This window comes from Streptomyces sp. NPDC022910 (assembly GCF_055561075.1).
The window spans coordinates 67,604-86,327 of sequence record NZ_JBVHHL010000004.1 but is presented as its reverse complement, the minus strand read 5'-3'; the positions used below and the strand labels follow the sequence as shown (position 1 = coordinate 86,327).

Sequence of the window (18,724 nt, the reverse complement as noted above, 5' to 3'; positions counted from 1 at the left end):
CCGGTAGAAAACACCAACCGTGTTACGAAACGGCTACAGCGAGTTTTCAGACCGGGCGCAGAGCGCTCCACGGGAGCACCCACCCTTTGTGCGCGCCCTGACGCCCGGCTCGGCGCGGACCTCAACCGCTCGCGCCCACCGGCGTGCGACGCTCAGACAGCGACCGGCGCGCACAGCCCGACGAGTTCGTCCAGGGACAGGCCGAGCACCCGCGCCAGTGCCGCGACCGTGAAGAACGCCGGGGTCGGCGCGCGCCCGGTCTCGATCTTGCGGAGCGTCTCGGCGGAGATCCCGGCGCGGGCGGCCACCTCCGCCATGCTGCGGTCACCTCGGGCCTCGCGCAGCAACCGACCGAGCCGTTCGCCGCGTTCACGTTCTTCGGGGGTCAGCGGGTTGCGCACCATGGGCCGATTCTAATACCGGCCTTCCCCCACTGCACCGGTATAGTAATTGGGAGTCGGCGGTATAGTAATTGGCATGGTGGAACTCAAGACAGACGCGTCGATCGACGCGATGTACGCGGCGGGCCAGGTCGTCGGCCGGGCTCTCACGGCGGTGAGGGACGCCGCCGACGTGGGCGTATCCCTCCTCCAACTGGACGCGGTGGCGCGCCGGGTGCTGCGCGACGCGGGTGCGGACTCGCCGTTCCTCGGCTACCGTCCCCACTTCACGCCGACCCCCTTCCCGGCGGTTGTCTGCACCTCCGTCAACGACGCGATCGTCCACGGCATCCCGGACGGCTACCGACTGCGCGACGGTGACCTCGTCTCCGTCGACTGCGGCGCCGAACTGGACGGCTGGGTCGGCGACTCGGCGATCAGCTTCGTCGTGGGCCGACCGCGGGCCGCGGACCTGCGGCTGGTCGAGACCGCGGAACGGGCCCTGGCGGCGGGCATCGAGGCGGCCGTCGTCGGCAACCGCCTCGGGGATGTCGCCCACGCGATCGGCTCGGTGTGCCGGGCCGCTGGATACGGCATCCCCGACGGCTTCGGCGGACACGGCGTGGGCCGCCGGATGCACGAGGACCCGCCGGTCCCGAACGAGGGCCGCCCGGGGCGTGGCCTCCGGCTGCGCCACGGCATGGTCCTGGCCCTCGAGCCCATGCTCATCGGCGGCGGCACGGACGACTACCACGCGGCCTCCGACGGCTGGACCCTCCGCACGAACGACGGCTCCCGCGCGGCCCACGCGGAACACACGGTGGCGATCACGAACGCGGGTCCGCGCATCCTGACGGCGCCCTGACAAGTGCGCGAGGCCGCGACACCTGGGGCTTCGCCGCTCGGGCCCGATCGGCCGCCGCCTGACCATGTTGCCTTCGGCGCGGTCCACAAGACCCGCGGCCGCCCGACGGCATTGCGTGCCGGGAGCCGACGCGCTCGCGAGCAAGGGCGCGCTCCTGAACATGCCGCCGGAGTGCGTTCGTGCCATCGTGGCTTAGAGCGCCAGGCGCGCCCCCACACGTGTACGGGCGCGCCCCACAGGTGGTGTAACCGGGCCCCGCCCGGGCACCCGGCACCGGCACGTCGATCAACGAGCGTGTCCCGGGCCCCGCCGGGACGCCGGAACGGATGGCCATGACCAGCGGGTTCAACGGTCCGCAGGGCTACGGCTCGGACCCCTTCGCAGAGTTCTTCGCACGTATCTTCGGCGGACAGCGTCCCGGTCCCCGGCAGATCGACCTCGGCCGGCTGCTGAGCGAGCCGGCCCGGCAGCTGGTCGTCGGGGCCGCGCAGTACGCCGCCGAGCACGGCAGCCGCGACCTCGACACCCAGCACCTGCTGCGCGCCGCCCTCGCCGCCGAGCCGACCAGGAGTCTTCTGAGTCGCGCCGGCGCGGATCCCGACTCGCTGGCGACGGAGATCGACCAGCGCTCCGGTCCGCCCCGGCAGGGCCAGGGCGACGCACCGCCGCCCACCTCGCTCTCCCTGACGCCCGCCGTCAAACGCGCCCTGCTGGACGCACACGAACTGGCCCGGGCGAGCGGCGCCGGCTACATCGGCCCCGAGCACGTGCTCAGCGCCCTGGCCGCGAACCCGGACTCCGCCGCCGGGCACATCCTCCACTCCGCCCACTTCGCGCCCTCTTCCCCGCCGCCCGAGGCGGGAGAGGCCGCCGCCCAGGCGCGCCCTGAACGGCCGCGTCCCAGCTCGACACCCACCCTGGACAAGTACGGCCGCGATCTCACCGGTCTCGCCCGACAGGGCCGTATCGACCCGGTGATCGGGCGCGACGAGGAGATCGAGCAGACCGTCGAGGTGCTCTCCCGCCGCGGCAAGAACAACCCGGTCCTCATCGGTGACGCGGGCGTCGGGAAGACGGCCATCGTGGAGGGGCTCGCGCAGCGCATCGCCGACGGCGACGTGCCCGACATCCTCCTCGGCCGCCGGGTCGTCGCCCTGGACCTGAGCGCGGTGGTCGCCGGCACCCGCTACCGCGGCGACTTCGAGGAGCGGCTCACCAACATCGTGGGGGAGATCCGCGCACACTCGGACGAGTTGATCGTCTTCATCGACGAGCTGCACACCGTCGTCGGCGCCGGTGGCGGCGGCACCGAGGGCGCCTCCATGGACGCGGGCAACATCCTCAAGCCCGCGCTGGCCCGCGGTGAACTGCACGTCGTGGGCGCCACCACGCTGGAGGAGTACCGACGCATCGAGAAGGACGCGGCGCTGGCCCGCCGCTTCCAGCCGATCCTCGTACCCGAGCCGTCCGTCGCAGACGCCGTCGAGATCCTGCGCGGGCTGCGCGACCGCTACGAGGCCCACCATCAGGTCCGCTACACCGATGAGGCGCTGATCGCGGCCGTCGAGCTGTCCGACCGCTATCTCACCGATCGTCATCTGCCGGACAAGGCGATCGACCTGATCGACCAGGCCGGCGCCCGGGTCCGGCTGCGCGCCCGGACCAAGGGCACGGACGTACGCGCCCTGGAACGCGAGCTCGAGCAGCTGACCCGGGACAAGGACCAGGCGGTGGCCGACGAGCAGTACGAGCAGGCCACACAGCTGCGCGACCGCATCACCGATCTGAAGGAGCGGATCGGGCAGGTCTCCGGCGGCACCGAGGCAGACGAGGGGCAGCACCTGGAGGTGACAGCCGAGGCCATCGCCGAGGTGGTCTCCCGGCTCACCGGTATCCCCGTCAGCCGGCTCACCGAGGAGGAGAAGGAGCGGCTGCTCGCCCTGGAGGAACATCTGCACCAGCGGGTCGTCGGGCAGGAGGAGGCGGTCAGCGTGGTGGCCGACGCGGTGCTGCGCTCACGCGCCGGACTGTCCAGTCCCGACCACCCGATCGGCAGCTTCCTCTTCCTCGGCCCGACCGGCGTCGGCAAGACCGAGCTGGCCCGCGCGCTCGCGGAGGCGCTGTTCGGCAGCGAGGAGCGCATGGTCCGCCTCGACATGAGCGAGTACCAGGAGCGGCACACCGTCAGCCGCCTGGTCGGCGCCCCGCCCGGATACGTCGGCCACGAGGAGGCCGGGCAGCTCACCGAGGTCGTACGGCGGCACCCGTACTCGTTGCTGCTGCTCGACGAGGTGGAGAAGGCGCACCCGGACGTCTTCAACGTCCTGCTGCAGGTCCTCGACGACGGCCGGCTGACCGACGCCCAGGGCCGCACCGTGGACTTCACCAACACGGTCATCGTCATGACCAGCAACCTCGGTTCGGAGGCGATCACCCGGCGCGGCGCGGGCATCGGGTTCGGGCCGGGCGGCGCCGAGGCGGACGAGGAAGCGCGGCGCGAGCAGATCCTGCGCCCGCTGCGCGAGCACTTCCGGCCCGAGTTCCTCAACCGCATCGACGAGATCGTGATCTTCCGGCAGCTGACGGCCGATCAACTGCGCCGCATCACCGACCTGATGCTCGACAAGACACGGCGTAGGCTGCATGCCCAGGAGATCGACGTCACGTTCACCGACGGGGCCGTCGACTGGCTGGCGCAGCGCGGCTTCCAGCCGGAGTACGGGGCCCGGCCGCTGCGCCGCACCATCCAGCGGGAGGTCGACAACCGGCTCTCCCGGCTGCTGCTGGACGGCCGCATCGAGCGGGGCGACCGGGTGAAGGTGGGCGTGGAGGAAGGACAGCTCACCTTCCGGTCGGAACCGGCCGCGCCGAGGGCGGCCGAGCCGACCACCGCTCCCGCGGAGCCGGGCGGGGGTGCCGGCGCTCCCGCGGAGCCGGGAGCGGCTGCCGCCGGTCCCACCCGGTCGGGTGAGGAGGCCGCCCCGCCCGCCGTGCAGGGCGGCGAGACGGCCCGCCCCGAGGGGAACGGGGCCGCCCGCCCCGAGTGAGCAGGTGAGCCGCGCGAGGGCCGTTACGGCGCCGGGTCCACCACCATCGCGGACCCACCGCCGCGCCGTACCTTCTCGGCGGCCGCCAGCCACTTGCCGCCCGGTAGCCGTTGCACACCGGTGGCCGCGCCGATCTCCGGGTTCAGTTTGAAGGAGTGCCCGATGGCCTCGAGTTGCGTCCGCAGGTCGCCGTCGTAGAGGCCAGGTTCGAGCTCCGTCTGGGCCGCGTTGCGCTGGCTGGCGCGTGGCGCGGCGATCGCATCGCCGAGCGGCAGGTGCCGGTCGAGGAACTCGGTGAGGGTCTGCAGCACGGTCGTGATGATGGTCGCGCCGCCGGGCGAACCGAGCGCGACGACCGGCCTGCCCTGCTTGTCGAGCACGATCGTCGGCGAGATCGAGGAACGCGGACGCTTGCCGGGACCGGGCAGGTTCGGGTCGTGGACGGCCGGGTTGGCGGGAGTGAAGGAGAAGTCGGTCAGCTCGTTGTTGAGGAGGAAGCCCCGGCCCGGGACAGTGATGCCGCTGCCGCCGGTCTGCTCGATGGTGAGGGTGTAGGAGACGACGTTGCCCCACTTGTCGGCGACCGTGAGGTGGGTGGTGTTCTCACCCTCGTACGTCGTCGGGGCCGCCGTGCCCCCGGTGCCGCAGTCCGCCGGGTGGCGCGGATCACCGGGCGCGAGCGGGCTGGTGAGCACCGCGTCGTCCTTGATCAGGCACGCGCGCGAGTCGGCGTACCGCTGCGACAGCAACTCCTTCGTCGGCACGTCCTCGAAGGCGGGGTCGCCGACCCAGCGCCCGCGGTCCGCGAACGCGATACGGCTCGCCTCGATGAAGTGGTGCAGGTACTGGGCCTCGCTCGCCTTCGAGAGGTCCGTCTTCTCCAGGATGTTGAGGGCCTCGCCGACCGTCGTGCCGCCGGAGGAGGAGGGCGCGATCGAGTAGACGTCGAGACCGCGGTACGAGGTCTCGGTGGGCGCCTGGAGCTTTGCCCGGTAGACCGCGAGGTCCTTCTCGGCCAGCTTGCCGGGGCGGGCGTTCCAGCCCGAGGCCGGGTCCACCGGAGGCTTCTCGACGGTGGCGACGATGTCGTCGCCGAGGTCGCCGTGGTAGATCGCGCCGACGCCCTTGCGGCCCAGTTCCTCGTAGGTGCGGGCGAGGTCGGGGTTCTTGAAGGTGGAGCCGACGACGGGGAGCTGTCCGTTCGGCAGGAACAGCTCGGCCGTGTCCGGGAAGTACCGGAAGCGGGTCTCGTTGGAGGCGGTCTGCGAGCGGAAGGTGTCGTCGACGGTGAACCCGTCGCGCGCTATCCGCTCGGCCGGCCTCAGGACCGTACCGAGCCGCTTGGTGCCCCACTCGTCGAGCGCCTTCTGCCAGGTCGCGGGCGTGCCCGGGGTCCCCACGCTCAGTCCGCTGCTGACGGCGTCGGCGAAGGCGAGCGCCTTGCCGTTCTCCACGAAGAGGTTCGGGTCGGCGGTCAGCGGGGCCGTCTCGCGGCCGTCGATCGTGTGTACCGTACGAGACTTGGCGTCGTAGTAGACGAAGTAGCCACCTCCGCCGATGCCCGACGAATACGGCTCGGTGACGCCGAGTGCGGCGGCCGTGGCGACGGCCGCGTCCACCGCGTTGCCGCCCTTCCTGAGGACCTCGATGCCGGCGGCGGAGGCGTCCGCGTCGACGCTCGCCACGGCTCCGCCGTACCCCACGGCCACGGGCACCTTCTCGGGTGCCGAGCGGGCGGTTTGCGGCGGCGCCGCCGCTCCCACCGACACCACGGCGGCCGAGACCGCCAACACCGCCAGATTCCGCGCGACAGGGCGACGCATTCGTACCTCCAGTCGACGACCGTCCACGCAGCGTAACCGCATTGCCATGGTCCCGTCAGTCCCATCGAACACCGGTCCGCTCGAGCCCGCTACCATGCGCGCCCATGAACGACGACGTGCGCAACATCGCCCTCGGCGTGATCGCGGCCGGCATCAGCGCCGCGCTCGGCTGGCTGGCCCGCACCTACCTGTGGCGGCGCAAACTGCGGCGCAAGCAGGCCTTCTTCGGGCTGCCCAACAACTCCGAGTCGCTGCTGGTGGTGAACCGTGAGGCCGGCGGCCCCGAGCTCACGGTGATGCGCCACGACGTGTTCGCGCTGCTGGAACTCTCCGCGCTCATCAAGGACTGCGGTGCCCATGCCCAGGTCGTCGCGCACGACGCGGCCCAGCAGGGTTTCGGCGAGCGTACGGAGTTCTGCGTCGGCGGCCCCGCGTCGAATCGCCGGATGGCAGCCCACCTCCATTCCCTCCTGCCCGGCATACAGGTGAACACCGACGCCGAACCCGGCCCGGAGCGGGGCGCGTTCCAGATCGGCGGCGAGCGCTACCGACTGGAGCCCGGCAAGGCCGAATACGTGATCCTCGCCCGGCTCACCGCGGATCTCGGCCGCGGCGCGAGACCCGTCTTCCTCTTCTGCGGCCAGCGTGCGATCACCAACCAGGCGGCCACCCGCTACCTCGCGCGCCGCCACGAGCGTCTGGCGCGCAAGTACGGCACGGGCTCCTTCGTCCTGCTGCTGAAGGTCGTCAACTCGCAGGCGTACGGGCCGGATGTGGTGGAGTTGGTGGGTGACGTCACCCGGGCCGCCCAGGCTCCTGCTCCGGTGCCGGCTCCCCGCAACTCACACCGCGCCTCCTAGGTTTCTTCATACGTCAACAATCGTTACTCCTGCGTAACTTACCGACGGGTTACCTCTGGTAAGGAGCCGAGGTTACCGTCGGGTCACTTTGCACTGACACGAGTGAGGAGTGACCCATGGATGAAGGGGGCGCCGAGCGCCTTCGAACTGGGCGGCGGTGGGAGACGGGCGGGCGTTCACGCAAGGCCCTGCGTACGACCGCCGTGGGTGCCGTCTCGGCGACGCTGATCGCCGGCAGCGCCCTCGGGCTCGCCCCCACCGCGCAGGCCGCGGACACCGTGCGGTTCGTCGACATCACCGGCGACGGCGGCACGGTCCTCAAGGCGAACGTCGTCATGCCCCAGGGCGCCGACGGCACACGCCGCTACCCGCTCGTCGTGCTCCCCACGAGCTGGAGCCTGCCGCAGATCGAGTACCTGGCGCAGGCCCGGAAGCTCGCCGACTCCGGGTATGTGGTGCTCACCTACAACGTGCGCGGCTTCTGGCAGTCCGGCGGCGAGATAGAAGTCGCAGGACCGCCCGACATAGCCGACGCCTCCAAGGTCATCGACTGGGCGCTCGCCAACACGCCGGCCGACGCACGGCACATCGGCATGGCGGGTGTCTCCTACGGAGCGGGTATCAGCCTGCTCGCCGCCGCACACGACAAGCGCATCAGGGCCGTCGCCTCGCTCAGCGGCTGGTCGGACCTGATCGGCTCCATCTACTCCGGCCGTACCCAACACGTCCAGGCAGCCGCCCTGCTGGACGGCGCGGCGACCCTCACCGGCCGCGAAAGCCCGGAAGTCAGGCAGGTGTTCAACGACTTCTACGCCTCCAACCTGTCCAGGGAGCAGGACATCATCGCCTGGGGGAGGAAGCGCTCCCCCGCGACCTACATCGACCAGCTCAACCGGAACGGTGCGGCGATCATGCTCGCCAACGCCTGGGGCGACACCATCTTCCCGGCCAACGGGTACGCCGACTTCTACGAGAAGCTGAGGGTCCCGAAGAGACTGGAGTTGCGTCCGGGCGACCACGCCACGGCCGAGCTGACCGGACTGTTCGGGCTGCCCAACGACGTGTGGACCGACACCGAGCGGTGGCTCGACCGCTATCTCAAGGGCGTGGACAACGGCATCGACCGGGAGCAGCCGGTCCAACTCAAGTCCCGCTCCGCGGGCGGCTACGAGGGCCACCCGGACTGGAAGTCGGTGGCCGCCACCCGCAGGAAGATCGACCTCGCCGGTACGACCACGATCCACGCGAACGTCGACTCCGGCGCGGACGGCGGGATCATCTTCCTCTCGAGCATCCTCGATCAGGTGGCCCAGGCGCCCCCGGTGGCCTCGATCCCGCTCCTCCCCCGCCGCTGGGCCGCCGTGTGGCAGTCGGAGAAGTACACCACCGCCGGGCGGATCCGCGGCACGGTGAAGTTGCACACCACGGTGACCGACACGAGGGAGAGCGGCACCCTCGTCGCGTACCTCTACGACGTGGGCCCGCTCGGCCTCGGCAAGCTGGTCAGCAACGCGCCGTACACCTGGTACGGCAAGACGCCCGGCAAGCCGTTCGACGTCGACCTGGAGCTGTTCTCCACGGCCTACGACGTCCCCGCCGGACACCGGCTCGCCCTGGTCGTCGACACGGTCGACCCGCTCTACATGGAGCACAACCCGTCCGGCGCGCAGCTGACCTTCTCCTCGCCGGCGGACGATCCCTCCTACGTGTCCGTTCCGCTGCGCGAGCAGTGATCTCCGGCTGCCGCCGGCCGGGCCTGGCCCTGTGGCTGCCGCTCCCCTCCCCCTACGGTTTCGGGGCCGTGGGGGGAACCCCACCCGGCAGCAGCGTCCCTGGCTGGGCCGCGGTGACATCCACGGCCTCGGTCTTGGGACTGCGCCGCTCCCACCGGGACGCCCACTGCGCGAACCAGGAGAGCAACATGCACATCCCGATGTAGATCGGTGAGATCACCATCACCACGGGGATGAACGGCAAATCGTAGTCGAGGTTCGAGGCGATGAGCTTCCCGGCGTGGAGGAACTCTTCATAGGTGATCAGAAAGCCGAGGGAGGTGTCCTTCAGGGCCACCACCAACTGGCTGATGATGGCGGGCAGCATGGCCCGTACGGCCTGCGGTGCGAGGACGTACGACATGACCTGCGCCTTGCGCATGCCGAGCGCGTGCGCGGCCTCCTTCTGGCCGCGGTCAACCGAGTTGATCCCCGAGCGGAAGACCTCGGCGAGCACAGAGCCGTTGTAGAGCGTGAGGCCGGCGACCAGTGCGGGCAGAGGCTGCACCTTGAGCGCCACGAAGATGAAGAAGATCATCACCAGCAGCGGCATGGCCCGGAAGAACTCCACCACGAGCGTGGACGCCCAGCGCACCGGGGCGTGTTCGGAGAGCCGTCCGGTGGCGAGGATCCCGCCCAGGGCCAGGGAGAGCACGGCGGCGACGGAGAAGGCCTTGAGCGTGTTGCCGAGGCCCCGCAGCAGAAGTTCCTGGATTCCCTTGTACTCGAAGGGCATCCACTTCGTGTACGCGAACTGGCCGGTGGTGGACAGGAGATACACGGCCCAGGCGACCAGGGCGAGCAGGACGGCGGTGGACACGACGCCGTAGGCGCGGTGCCGTTGCCGGGCCCTGGGCCCCGGAAGGTCGTAGAGGGCCGTGGTCCCGGCGGCTTTGACGGTCATCGGGCCACTCCCCAGCGGCGTTCGAGGATGTTGAAGACCGCGCTGATGGCACCGGTGATGATCAGATAGCCCACGGCGATCCAGATGAACGTCCAGACGATGTTGTAGCCCAGTTCGCTCAGGGTCCTGTATGTGCCGAGCAGTTCGGTCACGCTGAACGCGCCCGCGATCGCCGAGTTCTTGGCGAGCGCGATCAGGATCGAGCCGATCGGCGGGATGACCGAGCGGAAGGCCTGCGGCAGCACGACGTGCGAGAGCGTCTGGCCGAAGGTCATGCCGAGGCTGCGGGCCGCCTCACCCTGGCCCGTGGGGACGGTGTTGATGCCAGATCGCAGTGCCTCGCAGACGAACGCCGAGGTGTAGCAGCCGAGTGCCAGGACGGCGAACACCGTGAAGGGCAGCACGAGTCCGAAGCGCGGCAGCCCGAGCAGCACCGCGAAGAACAACAGGGTGAGCGGGGTGTTGCGCAGGACTGTCACCCATGCGGTGCCGAAGGCCCTGAGGGACCGTACGGGTGCGACCCGGAACGAGGCCATCACGAATCCCAGCGCGAGGGCCAACAGGGAGGAGTAGACGGTGAGTTCGACGGTGCCGAGGAATCCTTTGGCAAAGGTGGAGAAGTTGTCTGTCAGTACGTTCACACATGCCTCGCTCAGCTCGCCGGATAGCGGTCGATCGGGGGCGGGGAGGGCGCGGGCACCCCGGACAGGCCGAGCGTCGCCTCGAACGCCCTCTTCCAGTCGCCTTTCTTCTGACGGGCCTCCAGTGCGTCGTTGAGGGCGAATCTGAGAGCGTTGTCGCTGTGCGGGACGCCGATGCCGTACGGCTCCTTCGAGAAGGGCCTGCCGACGACCCTGAGTTCCTTCGGAGCCTTCGCCGCGAAGCCGATGAGGATGGCGTCGTCGGTGGTGACGGCGTCGACCTGGTAGGTGAGCAGGTTGTCCACGCAGACGGAGTACGTGTCGTATGCGACCAGGACCGCCTTCGGGTAGTCCTTCCGCATGCGCTGGTACGGGGTCGATCCGGCCACCGAGCACACGCGCTTGCCGTCGAGGTCCTGCGGGCCGTTGATGCCGTCCTCGTCCTTGCGGATCAGCAGGTCCTGGCCGGCCATGAAGTATGGGCCTGCGAAGCCGACGAGCTTCTTGCGCAGGGCATTGATGGTGTAGGTGCCGACGTAGTAGTCGATCTGCCCGTTCTGCAGGGCGGTTTCGCGGTTGGCGGAGGCGATGGTCTTGAATCGGATCGTCCTGGGCGGGAAGCCGAGCGAGGCCGACATCATCTTCGCGATCTCGATGTCGAAGCCGGAGTAGGTACCGGTTGCGGGGTCCTTCTCACCGAGATAGGGCTGGTCCTCCTTGGCGCCGACGACGAAGTGGCCGCGCTTCTTCGCCCGTCTCCAGGTGGGCGAGTCGGGGAGCTGGAATCCCTGTGCCACCTGGTAATGGGGGAGCTTGTCGGTGGCCGGCCCCTTGGTGGGCGGGCTGCCCTCCTTTCCGCAGGAGGCGGCCGCCGGTGTCACGAGCACCGCCAGGGCAAGGCACACGCATCTGGTACGGGTCACGGGTCGCACTCCCCCGGTCAGTGCTTGAGGATCTTGGACAGGAAGTCCCTGGCGCGGTCGCTGCGCGGAGTGGTGAAGAACTCCTCGGGGGTGCGGTCCTCGACGATGCGGCCGTCGGCCATGAAGACGACACGGTTGGCGGAGGCGCGCGCGAAGCCCATCTCGTGCGTGACCACGACCATCGTCATGCCGTCGCGGGCGAGCCGGCGCATGACCTCCAGGACCTCGTTGATCATTTCGGGGTCGAGGGCTGAGGTCGGCTCGTCGAACAGCAGCGCCTTGGGCTCCATGGCGAGGGCGCGGGCGATGGCGACGCGCTGCTGCTGTCCGCCGGAGAGCTGGGCCGGGTATTTGGACGCCTGGGAGACGAGGCCGACGCGGTCGAGGAGTTCGAGGGAGCGCTTGTCGGCCTCGTCCTTCCTGCGCCGGCGCACCTTGACCGGGGCGAGCGAGACGTTGTCGAGGACGGTCCTGTGGGCGAAGAGGTTGAAGGACTGGAAGACCATGCCCACGTCGGCACGGAGGCGGGCCAGGGCCCTGCCCTCCTCGGGCAGCGGCCGGCCCTCGAGTCTGATGATGCCGGACTGGATGGTCTCCAGCCGGTTGATCGTCCTGCAGAGCGTGGACTTGCCGGACCCCGACGGGCCGATGACCACGACCACCTCCCCCTTGCCGACCGTGAGATCGATGTTCTGGAGGACATGCAGGTCGCCGTACCACTTGTTCACGCAGTCAAGTTCGATCAGCGGATCGACCGCCATGCCCAGCCCGCCCTACTCGCTCCGTGCCGCAGGCCCCGCAAACTATCCAGACGGGCACGGGCCCGACACCCGACACGCACCTTTCGGGCATTAGCCGTATTTACTAGGTGCTGGTGGAGCTAGACCTCGGCCACCTCGGCATAGACGTGGGAGAGTTCGGGAGCGCCCGTCGAGGCCCAGGTGTGGCCGTCGGCCACCACGTCGATCTCGCGTCCGGAGGCCAGCCGCACCACGGGGTGGCCGTTGGGCCAGATCTCCCAGGCGGCGCCGGGGACCGTCCGTACGATCACGGTACCCAGATACAGGCCCGCGTCGTTCCCGAGCCAGGGGAGGATCTCCTCGTCGTCGCGCCAGCGCGGGACGAGCTGGTCGAGCGCCTCCAACGACGCGGCGGAGTCGTCGAGCTCGACCCCGGCCTGCCCGGCTTGCGAGCGCAGCAACTCGCACTCGGAGAGGAGTTCGGCAACACCGCTCGCCTCGGTGTCACCCTCGGAGAACACCGCGACGCCGAAGGCGGGGCCGTGCTTCTTGCGCCAGTTGCCCAGGAAGGGGATGTTCATACGCTCAGCGTGTCACCGGTGCGACAGGTCGCACCACAGTGACACTGCGCAGACCCTCTACACCTCCAGGTCCACCACCACAGGTGCATGGTCCGACGCACCCTTGCCCTTGCGCTCCTCGCGGTCCACGTACGCGTCCTTGACCGCCGTCGCGAACGGCTTGTTGCCGTAGACCAGGTCGATGCGCATGCCGCGGTTCTTGGGGAAGCAGAGCTGGCGGTAGTCCCAGTACGTGAACGGGTGCTCGTACTTCAGCGGGCGCGGGACGACGTCCGCGAGGCCCGCCTCCCGCAGCCCGGCCAGGGCGGCGCGCTCGGCCGGGGTGACGTGGGTGGCGCCCTCGAAGGCCGCGACGTCGTACACGTCGTCGTCCGCCGGCGCCACGTTGTAGTCACCCAGCACCGCGAACGGGCGGCTGCCGGCCGCGTCGCCCGCCACGGCCGCCCTCAGGGCCTCGAACCACTGGAGCTTGTACGCGTAGTGGGGGTGCTCCACCTCACGGCCGTTGGGCACGTACACCGACCAGACGCGGACCGGGCCGCAGGTCGCGGAGATGGCGCGGGGCTCCTGGACACCCTCGTAGCCGGGGTCGGCGGGCAGTCCCTTGACCACGTCCTCGATGCCGACTCGGGAGAGCACCGCGACGCCGTTCCACCGGCCGGTGGCGTGGACCGCCGCCTCGTAACCGAGGTCGCGCAGCTGGCCGTACGGGAACTGCTCCTCGGCGACCTTGGCCTCCTGGAGGCACAGCACGTCCGTGCCGCTGCTCTCCAGCCAGGCCAGGAGCCTCGGGAGGCGGGCGGTGATCGAGTTCACGTTCCAGGTCGCGATGCGCATGCCCCACAACCTACCTGGCGGGTGTGACAACGCGTCCGGGCATACCTCACCGTGGCCGACCTCCCGGCTCCGGGGGCCTCAGACCTCCGCCGACGCCCCCGGCGTCAGCCTCAGGTGCTCGGCGCCGCCCAGGGCGCCGATCTGGCTGTCGTAGATGGGACGGGCCAGGTCCTTGAGGAGAGCGTCGTGGATGTCGTACGCACGCCGCGGCTTGACCTCGCGGACGTAGTCGATGACCTCGGCGATCTTGTTCCAGGGCGCCATCACCGGCAGCATCAGCGTCTCCACCGGGTGGCCGGGGACGGTCAGGGCGTCGCCGGGGTGGAAGACCTTCCCGCCGTCGATCAGATAGCCGACGTTCGTGATGCGCGGGATGTCCGGGTGGATCACGGCGTGCAGCTCGCCGTGCACCTGGACGTCGAAGCCCGCGGCGGTGAAGGTGTCCCCGTGGCCGACGGTGTGCACACGGCCCGGGAACGCCGCCGAGATCTTCTCCGCGACGGACGCGAGGGTCCAGATCTCCGCGCCCGGGTCGGCCTCCATCCCGGCCCGCAACCGCTCCTCGTTGAAGTGGTCGAGGTGCTCGTGCGTGACCAGGATGGCGTCGGCGCCGACCGCGGAGTCCTCCTCGCTGAAGGTGCCGGGGTCGATGACGAGTGTGCGCCCGTCCTTCTCGAGCCGGATGCAGGCGTGCGACTTCTTCGTGAGCTTCATGGCTCCATCGTGCCCCGGCCCGGCCGGCCGGGGCTCCCTGAGCGTGGTGCTCCTGCTACCCGCCTGACGATCACTCGTGGGGCGTGGTCTCCTCGCGGACGACCTGCTGCGCCACCTTGAACGCACTGTTCGCGGCCGGTACGCCGCAGTAGACGGCCGCCTGGAGCAGCACTTCCTTGATCTCTCCCGGAGTGAGTCCGTTGCGCAGGGCCGCCCGGGTGTGGAAGGCGAGTTCCTCCAGGTGCCCGCCCGCGACCAGCGCGGTGAGCGTGACGCAGCTGCGCGTGCGCCGGTCGAGACCGGGCCGGTCCCAGATCTCGCCCCACGCGTACCGGGTGATGAACTCCTGGAAGTCCCCGGAGAAGTCGTCCGCCGAGGCGAGCGCCCGGTCGACGTGCGCGTCACCGAGCACCTCGCGGCGGATCTTGATCCCCGCGTCGTACGGGTCCGGCCTGCCCCCGGCCTCGGGCAGTGCGACGGCCGGGGCGATCTCGGCCAGGGGCGCCACCGGTGGCGGCGCGGCCAGTACGGGTTTGACGGGCGGCGCCATGATCGCCGCCATCTGGCCGGTGGTCGCGTCGAACGCGGGCTGCCACGCCGTCGCGAAGTGGTGGACGAGCAGATCCGTGACCGCCGCGGGCTGCTCGACGGGCACCAGGTGGGAGGCGCCGGGGACGACCGCGAGCCGGGCGTCCGGTATCCCGGCGACGAGGGTGCGCGCCTCGGCGGGACCGGTGACCTGGTCCTCGGAGCCGACCAGGACGAGGGTCGGTACGCCGATACGGCCGAGTTCGGCCCGTACGTCGAAGGCGGCCAGCGCCTCACAGGCCGCGATGTAGCAGCCGGGGTCGGTGGTGCGCACCATCTGCACGGCCCACTCGGTGATCGCCGGCTGGGCGGCCGCGAACCCTTCGGTGAACCAGCGCTCCGGGGACGTCCGGGCGATCGGGTCCAGCCCGTTGGTCCGGACGATCACGCCGCGCTGACGGAACTCGTCGGCCGTGCCGAAGCGGGGCGAGGCGGCGATCAGGGCGAGCGAGGCGAGGCGTCCGGGGTGGCGCAGCGCCAGTTCGGCTCCGACGGCACCGCCGAGCGCACAGCCCGCGTAGCCGAAGCGCTGCACACCGAGCGCGTCGAGGGTGGCGAGCAGCCGGGCGGCGAGGTCCGTGACGGAGCCCGCTGGGTACGCGGGGGCGCCGCCGTGCCCGGGCAGGTCGAACCGGAAGATCCGCCACTGCTTGGCGAGCTCCGGGACCTGCCGGTCCCACATGTGCCATGTGGTACCCAGTGAGGGACCCAAGATCAGGACCGGAGCGTCTTCTGGCCCGTCAAAGCGGTATTGCAGGGTGTTCGGTGGTGTCTCACTCACGCCCCAGACCCTCTCACGTCTCACGACTGCCCCTATAACGGAGGTTGCGGTTGCACAGGTCTGACCAGGTGGAAAACCTCCCGGGCCGCATAGCGCTTGAGGCTTCGGACTATCTCGCGCCGGGTCTTGCCCTCCTTGCTGCGACGTTCGTAGTAGTCCTGGGTGCGCGGGTCGACGCGCAGGCGGGTCTGCACGATCCGGTGCAGGGCCGCGTTCGCTTGTCGGTCGCCGCCGCGGTTGAGGCGACGGTACTGCCGACTGCCCGAGGAGCGCTCGACGGGGCTGACCCCGCACAGCGCCGCGAAGGACGCCTCACTGCCCAGGCGTTCCGGGTTGTCTCCCACCGTGATCAGCAGAGTGACGGCTGTGTCCGGACCGATGCCCACCACCTCGAGCAGCTGCGGAGCGTGGCGTTCCACCAGTCGGGTCAGGCGGCCTTCCAAGTTCTGGACCTCTTCGCTGAGCTGCCTGATGCGCCAGGCCAGGAGACCCAGGGTGACGTGGGTGGCGTGGAGCACCGCCCCTTCGTCGGCCTCGTGGTTCGGGCTGTCGTCGACGAGCCCTGCGCAGGTGCGGAAGAGTTCTGCGTTGCCCAGCCCGGCCAGTTCCTCTCTCAGCTGCGGATCGGCACGGATGAGGACGGCCTTGAGTTGGTTGATCGCCTGGGTGCGGGCCTTGACCGCCGAGTCCTTGGCCAGCTTGTACATCCGGGCGATCTCCACTGGCCCGTCGCCCGTCTTGGCCTGGGCGCGCGCCCGCCCGCTCAGCACCGCCCGGGCCGCGTTCTCGGCATCGAGCGGGTCCGACTTGCCGCGTCGACGGCGGTCGGTCCGGTCGAACCGGTTCACATCGAAAACGTCCACGCCCTGGGCCAGCAGGTAGCGTGACAGGGCAGCTCCGAAGGAACCGGTCCCTTCCACTCCGGCCCGGCGCACCGTACCCGACGCCCTGGCCCACCCCAGCAGGTCTCGGTATCCAGCCGCGGTGGCCGGGAACTCTTCGGTGCCGATCACTTCTCCCACCAGGGAGAGCACAGCTGCCACATGGGCATCCCGGTGCGTGTCCACTCCAAGAACCACCTCCGCCGCCGGCCGGCGCCGACGAGGACGCGAAGTGGAAGGTGTGCCGATCATGCTCGTTCCTTTTAGGCCGACGGCTTATCGGGTAGCCGGCACCGGGCCGTGCGGACGGTCAGAATCGTGATGACGCCTTTCCGACAGGCCCCTATCGAGACACGCCCGGTCAGCCCGAGAGCAGCAACGCACCGTCCCCGACCGGCGGTTCGACACAGTGTGATCAGGACACCACGGTCAGAGATCTCAGGAGTCAGACCCCGCCGCAGGACAGCACCCACCTACTGTTCTCCGTCTATCCGGCTTGCGGCCACGTCAGTTCGCTCGTTCGGACGAATCGAGTCGAAGCGCCGGTCGCCTGCCAGCGGAACTGACACCATGCCGCCGCCGTAGGTCACTTCGAGTCGAAGGCGGACCATTAGAACGGCGGGCCCGTTCAGTTCCCGGCCAAGGTGGCCGAATCGAGGCGACGGAAGCGTGGACGGAGCACGAGCGTACACCGGCTACCCGCCGCGCCCCCGCACCCGGCGGGGCTCGCGTCCGCGTCCAGCGCGCCGGGTATGCCTCGGGGAGTCCCCCGCAGCCACCCCGGCCAGAAGCCGGCGCGCCGCACCCCCTGTGCCCACGGAGGCGGAGCAGCATGACCGACATCAACGAACTCGAACCGGTGGCGACGTTCTGCGGCGAATGCAACTGCGGCTGTCCCCAGCTCTTCGTCGACCCCGCCGCCCCGGCCGAGCAGCGGATCATCCTGACCGACGACTTCGGCCAGCACGTCCAGATGAGCGCCGACCAGTTCTCCTCGATCGTCACCGACGCCAAGGCAGGCAAGCTGGACGGCATCACCCTGCCATGACATGACATGACGCCGGCGCCGGGCATCCCACCTCCCGGCACCAAGGGCGGGTATGGCGGTCTGGAGCGCAGCGTGGGCGTGCGCAGGCGTGCCGTCCAGGACCAGCAGCGTGCCCGCACAGGACAGCGGTCCGGTCCCCGCTCAAGGAGACACACGAAGCGACGGGCCGGGAAACGTCGAGGCTTCCCGGCCCTCAGACGGTATCGCGGTGTCAGCCGCTCTCACCCAGCCGAGCCGCTCACCGCTGCTCCACCCCGGCCAGCCTCCAGTACGCCACCGCGGCGGCCCACACCACGACGAACAGACCGACGATCAGGTAGCCGACGTTGTCCAGGTCAAGGCCGGCGATCCAGTCGGTCACGGCGTCGCGCATGTCGGGCTTCTCGTGCAGCACGCCCACGAGTTCGATCGTGCCGATCAGGAAGGCCACGGCGATGGACAGGCTGGTGATGGTGAGGTTGTAAAAGACCTTGCGGACCGGGTTCGAGAAGGCCCCCTGGTAGGCGAAGTTCATGCTGAGACGCGCCCCCTGGTCTTCCTCCGCGAGTACGTGGGAACCGCCGTCACCAGGAGGACTTGGTGACACCGGGCAGGAAGCCCGCGTGCGCCTGTTCCCTCACGCGGACACGGGAGAGCCCGAACTTGCGCAAGTGCCCCCGGGGGCGGCCATCGACGCTGTCACGGTTGCGGACGCGGGTGGCGCTGGCGTCGCGGGGCTGCCGGCGCAGTTCGGCGATCGCGGCCGCTCGCTCGGCTTCCGTCGAGGAAGGACGGCGAACGATCTCTTTCAGTTCGGCCCGCCGGGCGCCGTACCGCTCGACGACGGCCTTGCGCTTCTCGTTCTTCGCGATCTTGCTTCGTTTGGCCATCAGACCTTTCCTCCCCGGGCACGGATGCGCGCGACCGCCGCTTCCACGCCGATGGTGTCGACGATCTTGATTCCCCGGGCGCTCAACGTCAGCCGCACGTGTCGGGACTCGCTGGGAAGCCAGTACCGCTTGCGCTGGATGTTGGGGTTGAAGCGGCGGGAGGTGCGCCGGTGCGAGTGGGAAATGTGGTTGCCGAAGCCCGGCTGGGCGCCGGTCAGTTGGCAGCGGGCGGACATGGGGTGACCTGCCTCTCCTTGGACGGCTGACTATCGATAATGGAAATCATTCCCATATAGTAGCGCTCATGGCTCGCAACGAACTCCGCCCGGTCATCAAGCTCCGCTCCACCGCGGGGACCGGCTACACCTACGTGACCCGGAAGAACCGCCGGAACGACCCGGACCGCATGGTCCTGCGCAAGTACGACCCGGTCGTCGGCCGGCACGTCGACTTCCGTGAAGAACGCTGAT

19 protein-coding genes and 1 pseudogene are annotated in these 18,724 nt (G+C 69.9%); 6 read left to right on the top strand and 14 right to left on the bottom strand.

From position 1 onward, the window contains the following. Nucleotides 1–152: 152 nt before the first annotated feature. Complete coding sequence (locus tag ACZ3TS_RS05265) at nt 153–404, bottom strand: helix-turn-helix domain-containing protein (RefSeq protein ID WP_467613765.1); 252 nt, start codon at nt 402–404, stop codon at nt 153–155. Between the two features lie 73 nt (nt 405–477). Here ACZ3TS_RS05265 and map point away from each other — a divergent pair, with 73 nt between their 5' ends. After that, nucleotides 478–1,245: a type I methionyl aminopeptidase gene (gene map / locus ACZ3TS_RS05260; RefSeq protein WP_467613763.1), complete on the top strand. Its 768-nt coding sequence runs from the start codon at nt 478–480 to the stop codon at nt 1,243–1,245. Between the two features lie 332 nt (nt 1,246–1,577). Further along, the gene (locus ACZ3TS_RS05255) at nt 1,578–4,292 is read left to right on the top strand and encodes an ATP-dependent Clp protease ATP-binding subunit (protein ID WP_467613761.1); all 2,715 of its coding nucleotides are present in this window, start codon (nt 1,578–1,580) and stop codon (nt 4,290–4,292) included. Between the two features lie 23 nt (nt 4,293–4,315). Here the strand turns inward: ACZ3TS_RS05255 and ggt are convergent, their stop codons facing one another. Further along, complete coding sequence (gene ggt / locus ACZ3TS_RS05250) at nt 4,316–6,115, bottom strand: gamma-glutamyltransferase (protein WP_467613759.1); 1,800 nt, start codon at nt 6,113–6,115, stop codon at nt 4,316–4,318. Between the two features lie 104 nt (nt 6,116–6,219). Between ggt and ACZ3TS_RS05245 the strand changes: the two genes are divergently transcribed. Both ACZ3TS_RS05245 and ACZ3TS_RS05240 read left to right on the top strand, forming a co-directional pair. Then, the gene (locus tag ACZ3TS_RS05245) at nt 6,220–6,975 is read left to right on the top strand and encodes a hypothetical protein (RefSeq protein ID WP_467613757.1); all 756 of its coding nucleotides are present in this window, start codon (nt 6,220–6,222) and stop codon (nt 6,973–6,975) included. Nucleotides 6,976–7,091: 116 nt separating this feature from the next. Next, nucleotides 7,092–8,708, top strand: coding sequence for an alpha/beta fold hydrolase (locus ACZ3TS_RS05240; RefSeq protein ID WP_467613756.1), 1,617 nt, complete (start codon nt 7,092–7,094; stop codon nt 8,706–8,708). Between the two features lie 52 nt (nt 8,709–8,760). Here ACZ3TS_RS05240 and ACZ3TS_RS05235 read toward each other — a convergent pair whose 3' ends face one another. The 9 genes from ACZ3TS_RS05235 to ACZ3TS_RS05195 all read right to left on the bottom strand — a co-directional run bounded on the left by ACZ3TS_RS05235 (nt 8,761) and on the right by ACZ3TS_RS05195 (nt 16,589). After that, entirely contained in the window at nt 8,761–9,651 is an 891-nt protein-coding gene (locus ACZ3TS_RS05235; RefSeq protein ID WP_467613755.1) for an amino acid ABC transporter permease, read from the bottom strand. After that, complete coding sequence (locus ACZ3TS_RS05230) at nt 9,648–10,292, bottom strand: amino acid ABC transporter permease (RefSeq protein ID WP_467613753.1); 645 nt, start codon at nt 10,290–10,292, stop codon at nt 9,648–9,650. Before ACZ3TS_RS05230 ends, ACZ3TS_RS05235 begins: the two co-directional genes overlap by 4 nt. Nucleotides 10,293–10,303: 11 nt before the next feature. Next, nucleotides 10,304–11,215: a glutamate ABC transporter substrate-binding protein gene (locus tag ACZ3TS_RS05225; protein WP_467613752.1), complete on the bottom strand. Its 912-nt coding sequence runs from the start codon at nt 11,213–11,215 to the stop codon at nt 10,304–10,306. A 17-nt stretch (nt 11,216–11,232) separates the two neighbouring features. Next, a complete protein-coding gene (locus tag ACZ3TS_RS05220) occupies nt 11,233–11,976 on the bottom strand; it encodes an amino acid ABC transporter ATP-binding protein (protein WP_467613751.1) in 744 nt (247 codons plus the stop codon). A 119-nt stretch (nt 11,977–12,095) separates the two neighbouring features. After that, nucleotides 12,096–12,536, bottom strand: coding sequence for a DUF6278 family protein (locus tag ACZ3TS_RS05215; protein ID WP_467613749.1), 441 nt, complete (start codon nt 12,534–12,536; stop codon nt 12,096–12,098). Between the two features lie 57 nt (nt 12,537–12,593). Further along, nucleotides 12,594–13,373 carry an exodeoxyribonuclease III gene (locus tag ACZ3TS_RS05210; protein ID WP_467613747.1) on the bottom strand — a complete coding sequence of 260 codons (780 nt, stop codon included), beginning with the start codon at nt 13,371–13,373 and terminating at the stop codon, nt 12,594–12,596. Between the two features lie 78 nt (nt 13,374–13,451). Beyond that, nucleotides 13,452–14,087 (bottom strand): MBL fold metallo-hydrolase, encoded by a 636-nt coding sequence (locus tag ACZ3TS_RS05205; protein WP_467613745.1) that lies wholly within the window; start codon nt 14,085–14,087, stop codon nt 13,452–13,454. Between the two features lie 70 nt (nt 14,088–14,157). Further along, a complete protein-coding gene (pcaDC, locus tag ACZ3TS_RS05200; RefSeq protein ID WP_467613743.1) occupies nt 14,158–15,456 on the bottom strand; it encodes a bifunctional 3-oxoadipate enol-lactonase/4-carboxymuconolactone decarboxylase PcaDC in 1,299 nt (432 codons plus the stop codon). A gap of 32 nt (nt 15,457–15,488) precedes the next feature. Further along, complete coding sequence (locus ACZ3TS_RS05195) at nt 15,489–16,589, bottom strand: IS110 family RNA-guided transposase (RefSeq protein ID WP_467613742.1); 1,101 nt, start codon at nt 16,587–16,589, stop codon at nt 15,489–15,491. A 580-nt stretch (nt 16,590–17,169) separates the two neighbouring features. Between ACZ3TS_RS05195 and ACZ3TS_RS05190 the strand changes: the two genes are divergently transcribed. Continuing rightward, a complete protein-coding gene (locus tag ACZ3TS_RS05190) occupies nt 17,170–17,385 on the top strand; it encodes a hypothetical protein (protein WP_467613740.1) in 216 nt (71 codons plus the stop codon). 238 nt (nt 17,386–17,623) lie between these two features. Here the strand turns inward: ACZ3TS_RS05190 and ACZ3TS_RS05185 are convergent. The 3 genes and pseudogenes from ACZ3TS_RS05185 to rpmB form a co-directional block, all read right to left on the bottom strand. Further along, a pseudogene (locus ACZ3TS_RS05185) lies at nt 17,624–17,899 on the bottom strand (HoxN/HupN/NixA family nickel/cobalt transporter); the annotation flags it as partial. A 49-nt stretch (nt 17,900–17,948) separates the two neighbouring features. Further along, nucleotides 17,949–18,254 (bottom strand): 30S ribosomal protein S14, encoded by a 306-nt coding sequence (gene rpsN, locus ACZ3TS_RS05180; RefSeq protein ID WP_467613739.1) that lies wholly within the window; start codon nt 18,252–18,254, stop codon nt 17,949–17,951. Beyond that, entirely contained in the window at nt 18,254–18,490 is a 237-nt protein-coding gene (rpmB, locus tag ACZ3TS_RS05175; protein ID WP_467613737.1) for a 50S ribosomal protein L28, read from the bottom strand. Before rpmB ends, rpsN begins: the two co-directional genes overlap by 1 nt. Nucleotides 18,491–18,558: 68 nt before the next feature. Here rpmB and rpmG point away from each other — a divergent pair, with 68 nt between their 5' ends. Further along, nucleotides 18,559–18,723 carry a 50S ribosomal protein L33 gene (gene rpmG / locus ACZ3TS_RS05170; RefSeq protein WP_221753949.1) on the top strand — a complete coding sequence of 55 codons (165 nt, stop codon included), beginning with the start codon at nt 18,559–18,561 and terminating at the stop codon, nt 18,721–18,723. Nucleotide 18,724: the final 1 nt, after the last annotated feature.